General features: G+C 62.1%; 24 protein-coding genes. 7 read left to right on the top strand and 17 right to left on the bottom strand.

Annotation, left to right across the window (positions count from 1 at the left end):
- Positions 1-6: 6 nt before the first annotated feature.
- From NKI95_RS12390 to NKI95_RS12410, 5 genes are all read right to left on the bottom strand, one after another.
- Positions 7-1,068, bottom strand: coding sequence for an ABC transporter substrate-binding protein (locus NKI95_RS12390; RefSeq protein ID WP_352717034.1), 1,062 nt, complete (start codon positions 1,066-1,068; stop codon positions 7-9).
- Positions 1,069-1,107: 39 nt separating this feature from the next.
- Positions 1,108-2,094, bottom strand: a complete 987-nt coding sequence (locus NKI95_RS12395) for a PfkB family carbohydrate kinase (RefSeq protein ID WP_352717035.1) — start codon at positions 2,092-2,094, stop codon at positions 1,108-1,110.
- On the bottom strand, positions 2,091-3,146 hold the full coding sequence (locus tag NKI95_RS12400) for an ADP-ribosylglycohydrolase family protein (protein ID WP_352717036.1): 1,056 nt from the start codon (positions 3,144-3,146) through the stop codon (positions 2,091-2,093). Before NKI95_RS12400 ends, NKI95_RS12395 begins: the two co-directional genes overlap by 4 nt.
- A 3-nt stretch (positions 3,147-3,149) precedes the next feature.
- Entirely contained in the window at positions 3,150-3,875 is a 726-nt protein-coding gene (locus NKI95_RS12405; protein WP_352717106.1) for a GntR family transcriptional regulator, read from the bottom strand.
- A gap of 168 nt (positions 3,876-4,043) precedes the next feature.
- Positions 4,044-4,298, bottom strand: coding sequence for a hypothetical protein (locus NKI95_RS12410; protein ID WP_352717038.1), 255 nt, complete (start codon positions 4,296-4,298; stop codon positions 4,044-4,046).
- 275 nt (positions 4,299-4,573) lie between these two features.
- On the opposite strand from NKI95_RS12410, the gene NKI95_RS12415 reads away from it, so the two are divergent.
- Positions 4,574-4,906 (top strand): hypothetical protein, encoded by a 333-nt coding sequence (locus tag NKI95_RS12415; RefSeq protein WP_352717039.1) that lies wholly within the window; start codon positions 4,574-4,576, stop codon positions 4,904-4,906.
- 144 nt (positions 4,907-5,050) lie between these two features.
- Here NKI95_RS12415 and NKI95_RS12420 read toward each other — a convergent pair whose 3' ends face one another.
- A complete protein-coding gene (locus tag NKI95_RS12420) occupies positions 5,051-5,734 on the bottom strand; it encodes a hypothetical protein (RefSeq protein WP_352717041.1) in 684 nt (227 codons plus the stop codon).
- A gap of 436 nt (positions 5,735-6,170) precedes the next feature.
- On the opposite strand from NKI95_RS12420, the gene NKI95_RS12425 reads away from it, so the two are divergent.
- On the top strand, positions 6,171-6,485 hold the full coding sequence (locus tag NKI95_RS12425) for a hypothetical protein (protein ID WP_352717042.1): 315 nt from the start codon (positions 6,171-6,173) through the stop codon (positions 6,483-6,485).
- A gap of 159 nt (positions 6,486-6,644) precedes the next feature.
- Here the strand turns inward: NKI95_RS12425 and NKI95_RS12430 are convergent, their stop codons facing one another.
- The 4 genes from NKI95_RS12430 to NKI95_RS12445 all read right to left on the bottom strand — a co-directional run bounded on the left by NKI95_RS12430 (position 6,645) and on the right by NKI95_RS12445 (position 8,277).
- On the bottom strand, positions 6,645-6,875 hold the full coding sequence (locus tag NKI95_RS12430; RefSeq protein ID WP_352717044.1) for a DUF2934 domain-containing protein: 231 nt from the start codon (positions 6,873-6,875) through the stop codon (positions 6,645-6,647).
- Between the two features lie 86 nt (positions 6,876-6,961).
- Positions 6,962-7,174, bottom strand: a complete 213-nt coding sequence (locus tag NKI95_RS12435) for a hypothetical protein (protein WP_352452715.1) — start codon at positions 7,172-7,174, stop codon at positions 6,962-6,964.
- Positions 7,175-7,297: 123 nt separating this feature from the next.
- Entirely contained in the window at positions 7,298-7,603 is a 306-nt protein-coding gene (locus NKI95_RS12440) for a DUF1236 domain-containing protein (RefSeq protein WP_352717046.1), read from the bottom strand.
- 377 nt (positions 7,604-7,980) lie between these two features.
- Complete coding sequence (locus NKI95_RS12445; protein ID WP_352717047.1) at positions 7,981-8,277, bottom strand: hypothetical protein; 297 nt, start codon at positions 8,275-8,277, stop codon at positions 7,981-7,983.
- 167 nt (positions 8,278-8,444) lie between these two features.
- Here NKI95_RS12445 and NKI95_RS12450 point away from each other — a divergent pair, with 167 nt between their 5' ends.
- The gene (locus NKI95_RS12450; RefSeq protein ID WP_023723033.1) at positions 8,445-8,720 is read left to right on the top strand and encodes a hypothetical protein; all 276 of its coding nucleotides are present in this window, start codon (positions 8,445-8,447) and stop codon (positions 8,718-8,720) included.
- Positions 8,721-8,770: 50 nt separating this feature from the next.
- Here the strand turns inward: NKI95_RS12450 and NKI95_RS12455 are convergent, their stop codons facing one another.
- The 3 genes from NKI95_RS12455 to NKI95_RS12465 all read right to left on the bottom strand — a co-directional run bounded on the left by NKI95_RS12455 (position 8,771) and on the right by NKI95_RS12465 (position 10,144).
- Positions 8,771-9,070 (bottom strand): hypothetical protein, encoded by a 300-nt coding sequence (locus tag NKI95_RS12455; protein ID WP_352717048.1) that lies wholly within the window; start codon positions 9,068-9,070, stop codon positions 8,771-8,773.
- 258 nt (positions 9,071-9,328) lie between these two features.
- The gene (locus tag NKI95_RS12460) at positions 9,329-9,733 is read right to left on the bottom strand and encodes a hypothetical protein (protein WP_352717050.1); all 405 of its coding nucleotides are present in this window, start codon (positions 9,731-9,733) and stop codon (positions 9,329-9,331) included.
- A 3-nt stretch (positions 9,734-9,736) separates the two neighbouring features.
- A complete protein-coding gene (locus tag NKI95_RS12465) occupies positions 9,737-10,144 on the bottom strand; it encodes a hypothetical protein (protein WP_352717051.1) in 408 nt (135 codons plus the stop codon).
- A gap of 376 nt (positions 10,145-10,520) precedes the next feature.
- Here NKI95_RS12465 and NKI95_RS12470 point away from each other — a divergent pair, with 376 nt between their 5' ends.
- On the top strand, positions 10,521-11,339 hold the full coding sequence (locus NKI95_RS12470) for a class I SAM-dependent methyltransferase (RefSeq protein WP_352717053.1): 819 nt from the start codon (positions 10,521-10,523) through the stop codon (positions 11,337-11,339).
- 235 nt (positions 11,340-11,574) lie between these two features.
- Complete coding sequence (locus NKI95_RS12475; protein WP_023675713.1) at positions 11,575-11,880, top strand: hypothetical protein; 306 nt, start codon at positions 11,575-11,577, stop codon at positions 11,878-11,880.
- Between the two features lie 76 nt (positions 11,881-11,956).
- On the opposite strand, the gene NKI95_RS12480 is transcribed toward NKI95_RS12475, so the two are convergent.
- The 3 genes from NKI95_RS12480 to NKI95_RS12490 all read right to left on the bottom strand — a co-directional run bounded on the left by NKI95_RS12480 (position 11,957) and on the right by NKI95_RS12490 (position 14,068).
- Positions 11,957-12,310: a hypothetical protein gene (locus NKI95_RS12480; protein WP_352516633.1), complete on the bottom strand. Its 354-nt coding sequence runs from the start codon at positions 12,308-12,310 to the stop codon at positions 11,957-11,959.
- A gap of 298 nt (positions 12,311-12,608) precedes the next feature.
- Positions 12,609-13,040: a DoxX family protein gene (locus NKI95_RS12485; protein WP_352717054.1), complete on the bottom strand. Its 432-nt coding sequence runs from the start codon at positions 13,038-13,040 to the stop codon at positions 12,609-12,611.
- A gap of 275 nt (positions 13,041-13,315) precedes the next feature.
- A complete protein-coding gene (locus NKI95_RS12490) occupies positions 13,316-14,068 on the bottom strand; it encodes a tryptophan 2,3-dioxygenase family protein (RefSeq protein WP_352717055.1) in 753 nt (250 codons plus the stop codon).
- A gap of 157 nt (positions 14,069-14,225) precedes the next feature.
- Here NKI95_RS12490 and NKI95_RS12495 point away from each other — a divergent pair, with 157 nt between their 5' ends.
- Positions 14,226-14,702, top strand: coding sequence for an Lrp/AsnC family transcriptional regulator (locus NKI95_RS12495; protein WP_245274655.1), 477 nt, complete (start codon positions 14,226-14,228; stop codon positions 14,700-14,702).
- Positions 14,703-14,707: 5 nt separating this feature from the next.
- On the opposite strand, the gene NKI95_RS12500 is transcribed toward NKI95_RS12495, so the two are convergent.
- Positions 14,708-15,181 (bottom strand): Lrp/AsnC family transcriptional regulator, encoded by a 474-nt coding sequence (locus NKI95_RS12500; protein WP_352717056.1) that lies wholly within the window; start codon positions 15,179-15,181, stop codon positions 14,708-14,710.
- 111 nt (positions 15,182-15,292) lie between these two features.
- Between NKI95_RS12500 and NKI95_RS12505 the strand changes: the two genes are divergently transcribed.
- Entirely contained in the window at positions 15,293-15,859 is a 567-nt protein-coding gene (locus NKI95_RS12505) for an RBBP9/YdeN family alpha/beta hydrolase (protein ID WP_352717057.1), read from the top strand.
- Positions 15,860-15,888 lie beyond the last annotated feature (29 nt).

Consider the following 15,888-nt stretch of genomic DNA (forward strand, 5'->3'; position numbering starts at 1 on the left):
TTGCTGTTACTTCACGTCGACCTTGAGCTGCTGCCAGAGCGACAGATAGGCTTCGCGCTGGGCGTCTGTGATCGGCGCCTGGAACTGGATATGCTTGGCGACTGCCGGGTCACCCATCACCTTGCGGTTGAACGCATCCGAGGGAAGTGCTTCCACAGCCTTGGTGTTGGCGGATACGGGGGCTCCGACCTTGGTGACCCATTCGACATAGAACTTCGGGTCGATCATGTAGTTGATGAAGGCCTCGGCGCCGGCGACATTCTTGGATCCGACCGGAATGGAGAAGGCGTCGAGCCAGGCGACGGCGCCCTCCTGCGGGATCACGAGCGCGACCGGCAGCTTGAAATGGGTCTTGGCGCGGTCGGCCGAGCCGCTCCAATAGGTGCCGATGTCGATCTGGTTAGAGGCAGCCATCTGGTTCCAGTCGTTCTCCGAGCTCCAGAACGTCTTGATCTGCGGCATCAGCGAGGTGAGCTTCGCCTTGACCGCCTCCATATCCTTGATGTCGTTGATGTTCTGGCCGGTGGCAATGGCGCCGAACTGCACCGCTTCGACGGCATCATCACGGATGGTGACGCGGCCCTTGTGAGCGGGATCCCACATTTCGGCGATGCTCGTCGGCGGCTTGTCGAAGGATTTTTCATTGATGGCGAGCGCCGTCAGCCCCCAAACCCATGGCACGCCATAAACCTTCCCGTCATGGACGAGCATTGGCGACCCGGCCTTGTCCTTGCTGATATCGACGTAGTTCGGCAGCTTGGATGTGTCGATCGGCTGGATCAGCTTTTCCGCCATCGCCTGGTCGTTGAAGGCGGCGTTGATCATAACGACGTCATAAAGGCCGGGATTGGTCCTGAGCTTCGTCAGCATCTCCTGTTCGGAATTGAAAAAGTCGTTGACGACCTTGTTTCCGGTCGCCTTCTCAAAGGCTTCGATGGCCCACGGCTCGTCGGCGCCGTAGCCCTTCCAGTTGAGTACGTGCACCTCGTCGGCCTTGGCGGCAAATGCGAGTGCGGAGGTGAAGACGGCGGCCGCCGTCAGCAGGGCAGTCAAGTGGGGCATGCGCATGTTCGTTCCTCTCTGTGTTTGCCCGCTTCCCGGGCTTTGTCAGGCTGTCGGGCGTTTGGCCTCTTGCTTCCGGCCATGGAGGCCGATCGGCGGACCGCCGGCATGGCTTAGGAATGTCCGGATGTCGCAGTCGGTCGGCGCTGATGAACCACCGTGGCGGGTGACGGAAATGGCCGCCGCCGCATTGGCGTAGCGCGCTGCCTCAAAAGGCGGCATGCCGCGCGCCAGCGCGCTGACGAAGGCGCCGATATGGGTATCCCCGGCGCCGTTGGTGTCGATGGCATCGACCTGGAAGCCGGCAATCGTTTTCGCCGAGCCATCGGCCAGCCGCACGTGGCAGCCTTTCGCCCCGGCGCGAATGACGACGCCGACGGCCTTCGGGGAGTGGTCTCTTAGAAGCCGTGACGCGAGTGTCTCGACACCGCCCGGACCGGCAATCGCGGTCGCTTCCGTCGTGTTGCAGCTCAACCAGGTGGTGCGGGCGAGTATCCGCGACAGGATATGGCGAGGAATGTCGGTGATAACAGGTGTTGGGTCGAGGACAAGCGGTGTGTCGGCCGGAAGTGCCTCGATCCAGTCAACAATCGCGTCTCGGCTTCCCGGGTAGCTAAGCGTATAGCCGGAGGTGAACACCCAATCCCCCGGTGCGACCGAGACGGGCGCCATCATGTCAAGGCTCAGCACACTCTCCGCACCAGGCCATGAGACGAAGGTGCGCTCGGCATCGCTGCTGATCATGGCGACGCAATTGCCACTGTCCATAACCGACGATGGCGGCGTGAGTGTCTCGATTCCCTCAGTTGCTAAGGCCGTGCGCAGGAAGTCGCCATTGGGTCCGCTGCCGAGCTGGCCGCCGAACACCACCTTCATGCCGGTGCGGCTGGCCGCGACCATCATGTTGAAGCCGCCGCCGGCGACTTGTGCATAGCTCGACGCGGTCTTCTCCGTGCCCGGTGCCGGCAAGGCATCGATATGGTAGACATAGTCGACCACCGCGCTGCCGACATGGACGAGACGCCCCTTCATGCCGCCGCATCCTTGCCGGTGCTGGTCTTGTCCGCACGGCCCCTAGACGTCCGCGCCGCAACAAGGTCGGCGGCGAGCGCGCTAACCTCCGTCATGTCGATACCCTTGAGGTCTGCAATGCGGTTCTGAGGCAATCGGGAAAGGCCGGTGCAGGCACCGGCCATGCCGGCCGCGATGGCGCCGATCGTGTCGGTGTCGCCACCGAGATTGGCGCTGATGACTGCCGCTTGCCAGGGATCGCCGCCGGCGACTTCCAGCACCGCGAATGCAGCCGGAACGGACTCCTGACTGGCGACGCCGGTGCCGACCAGATCGGTGATCAGCCGGATCGCGTCGCTCGTCTCCTTGCCGCGTACGAGCTTCTGCGCCCACCCAATGCGCGCGGCGATGTCACCGCCGGTCACCCAATAGCCGAGCGTTGCCCCGTGCCTCGCCCCGGCGATGGCTCTGTCGGAAGCGGCGCGCCAGTCACCGCCAGCGATGCCGCGACTGATGGCGGCAGCGACCGCTGCGGCCGAAGCGATCGCGATCGAGGTGTTGTGCGTCGCCCGGCAGGTCTCGGCAACTTTGGCGACCAGCGCTTCCAGCGGCTCCGGCGGCATCATGATGCCGACTGGCGCGATGCGCATGGCCGCACCATTTGTGTCGCCGCTGCGTCCCGCTTCCTCGGCTGGCATACCGTTATTGATGGCGTCGATGGCGCGTTTGGTTGATGGTCCCAGCAGATCGTAGCTGCCGCGCGCCTTGACATCGCGTTCCCAGTCGAGCAGGGCGTTGACCCACCGCGCATGGTCGAACCGGTTACCGGATTCGACCAGGATACGGCCAAGCAGAAGCGCCTGTTCTGTGTCGTCGGTGATCGTCCCGGCCGGGAGTCCCTTCGACACCGGATGGTCGGCGAAAGGAGCAATGAAGTCCTCGACATGACCATAGAGTTCGGCAATCCGCGCCGGCGACAAAAGCTGCGTCGGCATGCCCAGCGCATCTCCCAGTGCCCCGCCCACAAGCGCTCCCATGGCCCGATCGGTTATGTTCCCGGTGTCGTCCGGCATCACTCAGAACCTCATATGCAGCGCAAAATGCGCCGGGTTGAGCAGGCTGGTCACATATTCGATCGGCCGGTCATCGGCGGCGCGGGTCAAGCGGCAACCGCGCAGGAACGGCGTGCCTTGCGGGCAGCCGAGGATTGCGGCGTCCTCTGGGTTGAGCATTTCGATGCCGACCCATTCCTCGCCATGGTCTGGAATGAGACCCGCGCCGCGGAGCGTCTGGTGGAGCGAGCCTTCGCGCAGACCGCGTAACGGCACGTCCTCCAGTTCGGGTGACAATGGCAGGCGGCTGCGCTCAATGGAGATAGCGTGGCCGTCGCTGGCATTGGTGCGCACCCGATCGACAGCGATGAAAAACGGGTTTTCTATACCAAGCAGTGCGGCAAGATCAGGGTCCTCGATCACCTCGAGCCGCAGCGTCCGCGTCTCGGCATTTGCGCCGGCGTTGGCGAGCGCCCGCGACCAACCGATTGAGTCATCAACGGGCTTGCCATCGAAGGTGACGAAAGAGCCGATGCCGACCTTGGTGGTGATCAGCCCGCGGCTGGACAGTTCCTCGAGGCTCTTGCGAACGGTGTTGCGGCTGACGGAGAAACGCTGGACGAGCTCGTTCTCGCTTTGCAACCGGTCGCCGAAGCCCAGAACACCGGAGCGGATTTCATGTTCGAGAACCGTGGCGATCTGTTCGGGCTTGCCCGTACCGGGAGACGATGGGACCACGCGACGGACCATAGGCATACCTGTTCATTGCACCTGTATAGTCCTGTGCAATGTATCTGCAAAGCCAGCTCTGTCAACCGACGGCGGAGGGGCCAAACAGATAGACCAAGCTGCTTGATGATACCCAGTGGCCGTGAAGGCCATACGAGGTGCGGCGGGCGAACGGGGTCGCTGGAGATGTCACTGTTCGCTGCTGGAAGACCCCTCGACTGCCCCGTCACCGTCGCCAGAATGCGGCAGAATGCCGAAGTCGCGCGACTTGGTCCCATGCGCCGCCGTCAGGAAACCATCGGCTGTGAGACCTCGCCTCAAAAGCTCACGTACCGCGGCAGACCGGCTCGGCATGTGCTTGTCGAAGCGCCAGTTCTCCAACGCCGCCAGTTCATCGACGGTCAGCATGATCTGCAATCGTTCCGGGCGTTCCAGTTCGGACATCTCGGCCTCCGGTCATACCAGCCTAAATGCAGCTGAGTTAGTAGGTTCCTAATTTTCTGTAGAATTAGGTACGTGAGCAGAATGCGTCAAGACCTTCAGATGTGCGAGTCATGCAGAAGTCCGATGAAGCGGATCAAGCATCAAATGGGCAATCGCCAAAATACGCTAACTATTTGACACAAAATGATTTTTTGAGAATTTTCGCTTGCCAATCGCGAACCCTGGGCGCATGGTAGAACACGAGGGACAAACCGCTCCCGAAGGGAAGGTTTTCCATGCGCTACGGATTTTCGGTTCGCCTGCACGAAGACGTCAGTTCCCGAGTTCGAGCTACATTGCGCTCCGGGATTGCCATCAATCTGACTGCTGTCGCCGAAGCCGCGCGACTGCAGAACCTCGCCGAGAATGTTGCGCGCGAAGACATCGAATGGCTCGTCATGCAAGCAGCCCAGCTCTACGGGGCGGCTATCGAGTTCGATGGCTTCGCGGAAACCGATCTGGCGGAGTTTGCCTGCCCTCAGCTGATGCAAAGCAGCCCCGCAGTGGTCTGGGACGCCCTGGAAGACGGAGCGTCCGCTTCGCCGGATGTTGGCCGTCAAACACACTGAGGCGCGTGCTGGTGTGAGCCCCCGCCATGCTGCCGCCACGTGCTCGGCAAAAAAGCCCGCCGCAATGGCGGGCTTTGGACTGCTGGAGGTTTGGTGGACGAAGGCCTCTCGGCCCGGTCCGACATTTCATCCGATGTATTCGCCTTAGCGGCGGGCGATCAGCAGGCACAATTGGCGCAGATCGCTGTCGTAAGTGCCTTCGCTGCTGAGCACGTCAACGCAGCGCTTCTTCATCCTGGCCAACTTGTCGCCCGACATGTCGGCAACGACCTGGGGCAAGCTGGGATTGTTGGGATTGCTGGGATTGGACGGGCTGCCCGGGTTGGACGGATTGCTCGGATTGCTTCCACCACCGATCCCGACACCGGCGCCGGCATTGATGCCACTGCCGACCCTGACCCCGGCGCCTGCGTTAACGCCGCTGCCGATACCTACCCCGGCGCCCGCCGCTATGCCACTGGGACCACCGATCGTCGCGCCGGCACCGGCGTTGATGCCGCTTCTGCCCCCAACCGATGCGCCGGCACCGGCGTTAATACCGGCTTTACCTCCGACCGACGCGCCGGCGCCCGCGGCGATGCCACTGGAACCGCCAATCGTTGCACCGAGGCCTGCCTTGATGCCGCCGCTGCCGCCCACCGAGCCACCAAGGCCGGCCTTGACGCCGCCGCTGCCGCCAATCGTTGCGCCGGCACCGGCGTTGATGCCGCCGTTGGACGTTCCAACGCCAACGGCAATTCCGTTCGCGGCATTTACTGGCATCGAGAGCATGAAAAGCACTGCGCTGCCAGCCACCGCACCGGTGATTGTTTTGATCTTGATGGTCATAACATTCTCCTTGCTGTAGTTGCGCTGAGCAGCCCGCGAACTCGCCGGTTGCATTACGCCCTAAGTGCAAGGAAGAAGATCGGTTTCTTTGCCGATCAACTTACTGGCCTCATGGTAACTGTTCAAAGAACAGCCGCGTGAAATTTGTAGTTAAATTTTCCGAAAGATTTACTTCGGGATGGCCTCTACCGGTTGAAGCGATGCGAGTGTGAGCTGATGGGCGCCGGGACAGACGAACGTCGCGCAACGGTCGGCAGCCAAAATAAGGCGAATTCTTAATCTGCAAACAACAACATCAAACCAACCAACGGCAATAGAACAACGGGCCGAGAAGATCTGCGCTGCGCGGGTTTGCTTCACCGTGCTGCGTCATTTTTGCCGGAACCTTTCCATCACCAGGGTTGTTTTCTCTGTAGTGCCAAACGATGACAACCGAATGATGGAGATCAACATGCTTACGAAAATCCTGACAGCCTCAATACTTGCAGCCGGTCTGGCGACCGCGGCGATGGCCCAGAACGCCGGGTCGGACAACAATGCGCCTGGCAGCGAGAAGAGCATCGTCGTCCAGCCCAAACCGAACGGTATTGACCCTGGCACGACCAGCAGCACGATGGGTACGACGGGTGCCATGAACTCCAATGCGGATGAAAACTGCCCTGCAACCCCGCAAGGAGCCCAACCCGACGCGTCCAACAAGCCTGCCGGGACGGTTTCACCGACTGTCAACGACAACAATTGCGGTAAGTAGTTAGCCGCACCAATCGGGCCTACCATCGCGCGTGGGCTTGCGGCGGCGGGACCGGTCAGGACTGGTTCTGCTGCCGATCACGGAACGACGTGCACGAGCGCCAAGACGATGGGCCCGACCAACCGCGAGATCTAGCGTTGGAATCAAATCCGCTCGAGTTCACGCTTTGCGTGGTCGCGCCTTGGGTTTGGTTCCGTCCTTGGCGGCCGGCGCCGGCTTAGGCTGACGTGCTTTCGGCTTCGGCCGGCTGGCGGTCTCTGTCGTGGCGATTTCTGCGTCGATTTCAGCGGTAGCCTGATCCCAATGCTGCTGATGCGCCCCGTCGGGCCTGCCTGCCTGTTCCCAGATCGCGTGTGCCCGCTGGCGAATCCGTTCCTGCCTGTCCGTCACTGTTGCCTCCGTCGGCTCGGTTCATGCGTAAGCAACTTTGTTCTAGCTGAAATTTCGACCGGCGTCTTGAGCGCTAGGCAACAGCGTCATTGAACCTCTCTGTCACACAGGACGGCGACGCCGAGAAGCGCCGCCTTCTTGATGATCAGCCCTTCAAGGTCGGCGTCCGAGCGCTCGGTTCCGGTGCGTTCGCGCAACAGTGCAATCGCCGCCTTCATCGACAGCAGGCCATCGCCTCGTTCAGCAAGCAGTTTGTCGACGGCGGCGGCCACGTTGACCGGCTCGACATGCGGCAGCATGGGAATGGCTCCTTTCCTTGTTTCGAAACGACAGAGCTCCATCCCGATCGCTCAGGATGGAGCTCTGATTTGGTTATTAGACCGTGACCTTTCCCAATCCGGTTCGCGGTTTGGGAACGCCGATCACTCGATGACCTGCACGATCTTGCGAGTGCCTGGGTCGACGAGCACTGTGCGATTGCCGACGACGACGTATCTGTACTGCACGTCGGGAACATCGATCGGTTGCAGCTCGACCGTATCGGGCAACGTGGAACCGATATTGAGCTCCACCCCCAGAAGACTGATCGACGCCAACGGGTGCTTGTGGACGTATTCGCGGATGACCGTCTGCTGTTCGGGCGTGACAATCACCTGGTCCGCGGTGGCCACGCCGACGCCGGCGAGCAACACCAATCCCGCCGCGGCAGGAACAAGGTGGATTTTCATCGTCTACTCCTGTTGTTGCGGGCCTCGCCTTTATGGTTGCGACACGGCATTCCGGTCGAAGCGGCGAACCCTCTACGCAAACGCCCACGCCACCTTGTTGTTCCGTAAGTGGCGGCTAATCGAATGGCGGTGAAGTGCCGTGCGGTGCGGCGAATGGACTGCGGATGAGCTGCGGTGGCCCGCGTCGCAAGACGCGGGCCGATCGGTCTCCCGATCAGCAGCGATACCGGAGGGGGTGATATCGGCTGCGTCTAAAACAACATTTAGGACAAGCTAATGTTCCTAGGCCACTGCAACAAACCTGCCGGCTCGAACGGCGCGGCGTTACCGCCCCGTCGCAGCGCCATGGACAGCCCCTGTGGCAGCAAATGAAGCGGCTACTGCTTGGGCGGCTGTGGCGGCACCTCGCCGGGCTTGATCACCGGGGTCTTGCCGTCATTCGGCGGTGGCGCCGCCATGCCCTGATCGCCCGTTGGCGGCGGCTTCAGCACCCCACCGCATGGCTCGAGCACATCGGACAAATTGTTGCCGGCCGGCTTCTGCTGCTGGCTGTTCTTGTCCGGCGGCTCGACCTTGCAGCGGTCGAATTGCGACTGTTCGCCCGGCTGCGCGGACGCCGGCACCGCCAGTACCAGCGCGCCTAGCATGTACGGCAAGAAAATGAGCGGTCTCATGTCGAGCTCCTTTCGCGCTGACTTGTGAAGCCAGGCAGTCGCGATTGGTTCCGTCGTGCGGCAATGCGCCCGGACCGCAGTGGCCCCGGGAACGGGAACCGGCCGCCAGACTTATGAGTTCAACCACTGAGCCAATTCAGGGCCGCTGACATTATGGAGAACCAGCGATGGAACCGCGCAGGAAAGAACGAACCGACGACGAGACGGAGAGCCCGACCATCCAGCAACAGGACTGGGATGCCATCCGGAGCGGGAGAATTCTCCCAGACGGCGTGCCGCAAAACGGCGACATCCGTTACGACGTCGAGAAAGACGGGGAACTGCCCGAGGAGGACGACGATAACGCTTACCAGGAAAGCGACGAGGCCTTGCCGGACGATACCGATGAACGCGTCATTTCGCGCGATCTCGCACGCGAAGGTGGTCCTTTCGACGAGGAGTGAGCCACCGCCTTTCGCACTCTGCGTCGGCGGCCGGATGAAAGCCCCTACTTTCAATTCGGGAGATCGAAGACCGGCTCCTGGCAGCGATAGACCAGACATTGACCGTCACGCGTCTTGATATAAGCGGCGCCCGGCACCTGCGGCCAGTTGCATTCATTGCCGAATTGGCGGACGTATCGGTCGTAGGTGTTCTGTCCGGTGGTCAGCACCACCGAGCGATGCCTCTGGATCAGAAGCTGTGTCTGTTCGCACGTCATCGCGCGGCTGTCCGGCCGGGCATGGGCCGTCGCGGCAAACAGAAGCGCCCCGGCTGTCAGGACTGCCGCTTGTGTCAGGACTCTGGCAAGCATGACCACCATCTCCCGTGAAGCCTAACGCGCATCTTGGTCTGGCAAGCGCCGGATCGAGCCGCCCTGTCGCGAAGTAAAGATCGTACAGAATGCGAGGAAAAATGCAAAAAAGCCCGCCGCCCCTTTCGGCGCGGCGGGCTCCAGCTGAACGTCACTATTTCGTCGGGCTTGGGCGGCTTACTCCTCCTTCACCGGCCCGAACCGGCGCACGATCATTTCGAAGACGATGTCCGATAAGGCCGATAGGCGGCAAGCTGGTTAGTGCGGCGCCTCCGGTCCAACTCCGCCAGCAGGCTGAGATATTCCTTCCTTGCCGCCCGGCTGTGCGAGGCCTTTTGCGGGGCCCGGTCTTTCGAGAAACGGCCGGAGGACGGCTTCGAGGCCGCGGATGCGCTGCCTGATTTCGTCATCGCTCAATGCATCCAGATTGTTGATGTTGACACTAAGATCCTTGGGCAGCACCGACAGCACGAGCTTCAGGTACTGGTCGGGCTTTTCGGCGCGCACCTCGGCGATGACGCCGGCGCCATGGGCGCGGAAATCGGCGCGGATCGCTTCGAGGAAGCCGTCGGCCAGCGTCTTCTTCGCCCGCTTGGTTCGGCCGGACTTGCCGGGTGCCTGATCGTGCGGCAGCGGATCGCCGGCGGAAGGAGCCTTGGCCATGCCCTACTCCGCCGTCCCGGCGGAGATCGCCGGCTTCTTGTTGCCTGGCCGCACGATGCGCCTGCGCGGCTTCGCCTTCTTGCCGGCGCGTGCCGACTTCGGCTTCCGCAGCTGGCTTGCCGGTTTCGCATCAGTCGCCGTGCCAGGCCTCATCGCACCGGCGTCAGGCAAGGCACTCAGCCTTGCCCTGAGAATTGCCGCCGCCTTGCCGTCGAGTGCTCCCAACGGGAAGCCGAAGCCGCCGACCGCATCGACGGTACCGCCACGCACCATGCCGATCCGCACGCCGGCGGCAACCTGCTCGAAGCGGCCATGGCGTGCATAGGGTGCGGCGCCGGCGAACTCGCCAATGGCGCTGACGACCTCTCGGCCGTCATCGTCGGTGATGATGGTGGCGTAACGGTTGGGCATGGGGGCTTCTCTGGGATGGGCGAGCGCGTTGCGGGATTCATGGTTGGTGATTTCGCGGTTCCGACGATCGTCAGGTCGCGTTCCTTCGCGCCCCTCTCTGTCCTGCCGACTTCACAGAAGGCAGCTCACGTAACGTTTGGGTCGAAAGGGAGCCTGAAACAAAAAACCCGCCTTGGCGGGCGGGTCGTTGGAGCCAATTAGCACCATACCCAGATTAGTACCATAGCTGCCGGCACAAAGCAAGAACAAAATGTGGCATCGGCGGAAAAGAATGCACTGACGACCTCGCACCTCGTCGGTGAACGGCGCGAAAAGGCGGGGCATTGCGTGAGACTTGCGTTGATGGGATGGTGGTTGCGCTTGAGGGGAACGCGTCATGGGCAATGTCACCAGTCACTACGGCAGCGACGGCATCGTCGATCGCATATTGGCCGCGATCCCGGACGCCGACCCGGCCGAAAAACTCGCGGCCGCGCAACTCTATCCATTCGATCAGCTCCATGGCCGCGAACTGATCGCCACGCGGGAGCATGCGGCCCGTCTTGCTCCTTCGCCGACAGATCGGATCCTGGATATCGGCAGTGGCATTGGCGGGCCGGCAAGGTTTCTGGCCTCGACCTATGGCTGCCAGGTCGACGGCATCGACCTGACACCGGCCTTTGTCGCCGCATCGAGCCGACTGACCGCACTCAGCGGATTGTCTGACAAGGTTAGCTTCCATCAAGCCGACGCGACGAAACTGCCTTTTGGCGACAGCACCTTCGATGCGGCGATCTGCTTCTATGTCGGCATGAACATCGAGAACAAGGCCGCGGTCATCGACGAGGCCCGGCGTGTGCTGAAACCGCGAGGCAGGCTGATCTGGACCGAAGCCGTGCTCGCGGGTGGCGAGCCATACTATCCCATGCCCTGGGCGGTTTCGCCGGCGACCAGTCACCTCGCCGATCGGGAAAAATTGAAAGCCCTGTTTGTCGATGCCGGATTCCGCATCGACGAGATCGTCGACGAAACCGGCGAACATGTTGAGCTGGCGCTGAAGAGAGCCAATTCCGGCATCGTGCCCTCGCCGGCCCAGCAGCAGGCAAATGAAGTCGTCATGGGCACGGAATTCCTGCAGCGCCGCCGTAACTACATCCGAAGCCTGAGTGACGGAAAGCTCGCCTCGCTCGCCGTGATCGTCTCCAAACCGGCCTGAAACAAAAACCCCGCCTCGGCGGGCGGGTCGTTGGAGCCAATTAGCACCATACCCAAATTAGTAGCATAGCTGCCGGCACAAAGCAAGAACAAAATTCACCTGAGACGCGAAAAAATGTGAGAATACCCTCGCCTAAGCCACCGCCGCCCGACCGGTCCTAGACCTGCCTGCCGCCCCACACTGGATCGCAACGCGCGCTGACGCGTTTGAACCCTAGCCAATGGGAGCAAAAGCCATGAACGTCGCCAATCTGCAACTCGAAGGCCTGCTGATGGCCATCGCATCGATCAATCAGGTCCTGGTCCGCAAGGGCGTGCTCTCCGTCGAGGAGATAGACATCGCATTGCGCAAGGCCGAAGCCAGCGAGACCAACGAGGAAAGGTCCGAAGGCATGTCGGCGTCAAGCCGCGACGCCGTCAACTTCCCGATCCGACTGCTGGAGTTGGCCAATCAATGTCAGCCGGAGACGGACATGCCGTCTTTCTCGAAACTGGCGCGCATGGTCGGTCAGATCAAGGAACCTTACAACGACCAGATGTGACGCGGCGATCATAACTGACGCAGCGATCGGAGTTGACACAGCGATAACGGCTGCCGTGCCGGGCTGGCGGCGACTGCTAGCGGCCCTGCAGGATCTTGATCAACTTGCTGCTGTCGGCCCCCGGCGAGGAAAGCCTGCGGTAGTCCGCGTAAGTCAGCCTGCCATTTGCAACGGCATTAAAGAGCCGGTTACAAAAAGCGCTGTCGTATTTTGCGACACTGACATTCATGATTGCTGCGTAAGTCTTTCTTTCGTTGAGCGGCGTGGACCTCTCGCGTGCAATGCATTCGTTGATCGCCACGCGCTTGGTGACAGGGCTGCCTTCAAGCGTGGCATGCATTGTGTTGAATTCGCCTTCGGTCAACGTGGTGCAGCCGGCAAGCAGTGACGCGCCGATCATGGCGGCAGCAAAACGCGTGGCGATGTTCATGAATTCCCCCTCAAGACCCGTGTCTTGCTTAGCCCGCCGAAAGTTGGAAGTACAGAGGGAATGCAGGCGCATCTACAAAAAGCATAAACCTCGAACGCTCGTACTTTAGCTCTCGCTTTTATTTCACTCGACCTGCGATGCCTTGAATGACGGTATCCGGCCGTTCTCGATCGTCACGACGATGCTGGTACGGATTGTGCTGCCGATCTGGCCCTGGTCGCGGTCATAGACCCGACCGCCATTGTCGCAGCCACCCTTCTGAGCGCCTTTACGAGAACGCCGGATCCGAGATTGGGGATCACCCCCTGCCAAGCTTCAGCGCCAGGACGCTGCCCGGCCCGTGCACGGCGGCAAACAGCAGCCCGGCCAGGAAGGTGAAGTGATCGACGAAGAAGCCGAACTCCGCCTGGTTGCCGGCCCAGTTCGACGGCCCGTGGAAGGCGAAGCCCAGGAACAGCACATAGGCGCCGGCGACGAGTGCTGCCCATGAGAAGAAGGCGCCAGTCAGGAAGCATAGAACGAGGACGCCCTCGAGCAGGGCTGCACACCAGGCCAAGAACAGCGGGAATGGAAAGCCGGCCGCCGCGATATAGCCGGCGGTGGCGCCGATATCGATAAATTTGAAGATCACGGCCATCAGGAAGACGGCGGCAAAGATCAGGCGGGCGATAAGGATTGCCGCGGTCTGCCACGGCGACTGAACGGTTGATTGAGCGGTTTCCAAGGTCATGATGTCCTCCCAAGAGTTGCGATGTTTGTGCCCCAAGGACGCACCACCAGCCGCAAGCCCGACATCATCCGCCAAAAAGCCTGCGAGATACAAGCGCGGGGCGAGAAGGCCTTACAGGACCAGGGTTCCTCGCCCTCACGAAGTGGGGGAGAGGTGGCGCGGCGAAGCCGCGACGGAGAGGGGGCCTTCGCCTGCAAGGAGGAAAAGCCCCTCTCCGGCCGCTTCGCGGCCACCTCTCCCCCCGCTGCGCGCGGGGCGAGGAACCAGGTTCAGGACTACCCCACCTTGGCCCCCGGCTGGCTGATCGGCTCCCGTACCGTTCCATACTGGCTGCCCCAGCGGTCGGTCATCGCCCAGCGTATGTCCCAGAGTTCCGGGAAGAAGCGGTGGCGGGCGCCGGCCTCCAGCAATTCGACCGGCCGGCCCTTCAGCGATTTCGCGCCGAGGCCGATCGTGCGGTGAATGAGGTAGAGGTGGTTGGCGCGGAATTTCTGGAACAGCTCGTCGAACTCGACCAGCGCTTCGGCAACGACATAGCTGTCGCCGTGATCGTAGCCGGTATCGTAGACGTCCTCGACCGAGAGACCGCGGCCGTCGAGGTATGACGCCTTGAAGGCCCGCCACAGATCGGGCGGCAGCCGCAACAGCTGCTTGAAGCCCGGTGATTCCTGGCCGCTGCCATTGCCGAGCTGCAGCCGGATCTGCTGGTACTCCTTGGGCGACATGGTTTCGAGCAGGTCGAGCTGCGCCGTCATCAGCCGCATCAGCCGGTGCACGCGCCCCATCAGCGTGACGATGCGATACGTGTCCTGCCTTTCCAGGAAATCGACGACATCGACCAGCGTGTAGGCGATGAGCTTCATCCACAGCTCCTCGACCTGGTGCACGATCTGGAACTGCAGCTCGTCGGCATTGACCATCTCGGCCAGCGGCTTCTGGCAGGCGAGCAGCCTGTCGCATTTGAGGTAGACGCCATAGTCGCGCATCTCAGGCGTTTCGATGCGGGCATAGTAGTCCTGCTTGTCCATGGCCATGCTCCTTGCCGCGGCCCGTCCGGGCGCGGGCGCTGTTGGGTCCCGATCCCCTGAGTCTAATCGCTTTCTTGCCGAACATTGTCCCTTTCTGTTATTCGATTAGCGGTAAACGAAGGACGAAAATTGTCTCTTAAGCAGATTGGAAGAACGAATGATGCTGGATGCGGTCGATCGGAAGATCGTCGCGGCGCTCGAACGCGAGGCCCGCATCTCCTTTGCCGCGCTCGCCGATGAGGTCGGCTTGAGCAAGACGCCGTGCTGGAAGCGGGTCAAGGCGCTTGAGGACGCCGGCGTCATCCGCGGCTACTCGACCCGCATTGACCCGGCAAAGCTCGGCTTCGGCATCGAGGCCTTCATCCAGGTGTCGATCGATTTCGAGCTGTCGGACGCCTTCGAGGCGGCGGTCAAAAAGCATCCGCTGATCCGCCGCTGCCACGCCACGACAGGCGAGGCCGACTATCTGCTGCAGATCGTCACCGTCGACATGATGGCGCTCGACAGGATGCTGCGCGAGGAGCTCAGCCGGCTGCCCGGCGTGCGGCGCACCATCACCTCGATGGCGATGCGCGAGATCAAGGGCGGCATCTCGTTCGCCAATGCCGTCGGGCATACGCAGACCAAGCGATAGACCGGTCAGGCCCTGGTCATCAATTCGCGTCCCAGCCGCTTCGGTTGCTCGGCGCGCAGAACCACATTTGTCGTCACCGTGCCGTAATGGCCGATGCTGTCGACGATGCTTTCAAGATCGGGCGGTGACGGGACCACGACCTTGACCAGAAAACAGTCCTCGCCGGTCACCCGCAGCACCTCGACCACCTCCGGCAACTGGGCGAACTTCTTCAGGCAGGCCTGGATATGCTCATGCGTGGTGCGCAGGCGGATGACCGCCATGGTGCCGAGCCCGAGCGCTGCCGAATCGATCACCGCCTTGTAGCCGGTGATGACGCCGCGCTCCTCCAGCCGCGTCACCCGTTCCGAGGTGGCGGGCTGGGACAGGCCGACGCGGCGGCCAAGCTCGGAGATGCCAATACGGCCATCCTCCTGCATGATCTCGATGATCGCCAGATCGGTGGGGTCGAGCCTTGGCCGATAATCGCCGTTCCGCATGATCGCCTTTAATCCATCGGATTTCTTCGCCGCTTTCCGATGATCTCTCATTCCGCCGCCCGGGAGAAGACCTAGAATTGCGCGCGTTGCATCAGGAGAGAAGGGCTTCGCATGACTGACCTCATCATTGTGCCGGGCATCGGCGGATCCGGCAAAGCCCACTGGCAGACGCATTGGCAGCAGGCAAGGCCCGCGATGCGGCGGTTCAACCCGGCGAGTTGGGACGCGCCGGACTTCGACGACTGGGTGGCTGCGCTGGACACCGCTGTATGCCTGGCAAAGATACCACCGGTGCTCGTCGCCCATAGCCTCGGCTGTCTGCTGGTCGTACACTGGCAGCGGATCTCCCCCCGCGAGATCAGCGGCGCGTTGCTGGTCGCGGTTCCGGACCCTGCGTCGCCGGCTTTCCCGTCCTCCGCCCGGGCCTTCGCCGACGCACCGCAACAACGGCTTCGCTTTCCATCGCTGATTGTCGCCAGCACCAACGATCCCTATGGCTCGCTGGACTATGTCAGGGCGAAATCCGAGCGCTGGGGCAGCGATCTCCATATCGCCGGGCCGCTTGGCCACATCAATGGCGACAGCGGGCTCGGCGACTGGCCGGCGGGAATGGAGCTGCTGACGGCTTTTCTCGGGCAAACGCAGGCAATCGCCCGAGGCGCTGTGCTTCAGCCGTGACAGCACTGGAACGGCTACCGCGCCGCCGC

This window comes from Mesorhizobium sp. M0306, from assembly GCF_040321655.1.
In the GTDB taxonomy this organism is placed as follows: domain Bacteria; phylum Pseudomonadota; class Alphaproteobacteria; order Rhizobiales; family Rhizobiaceae; genus Mesorhizobium.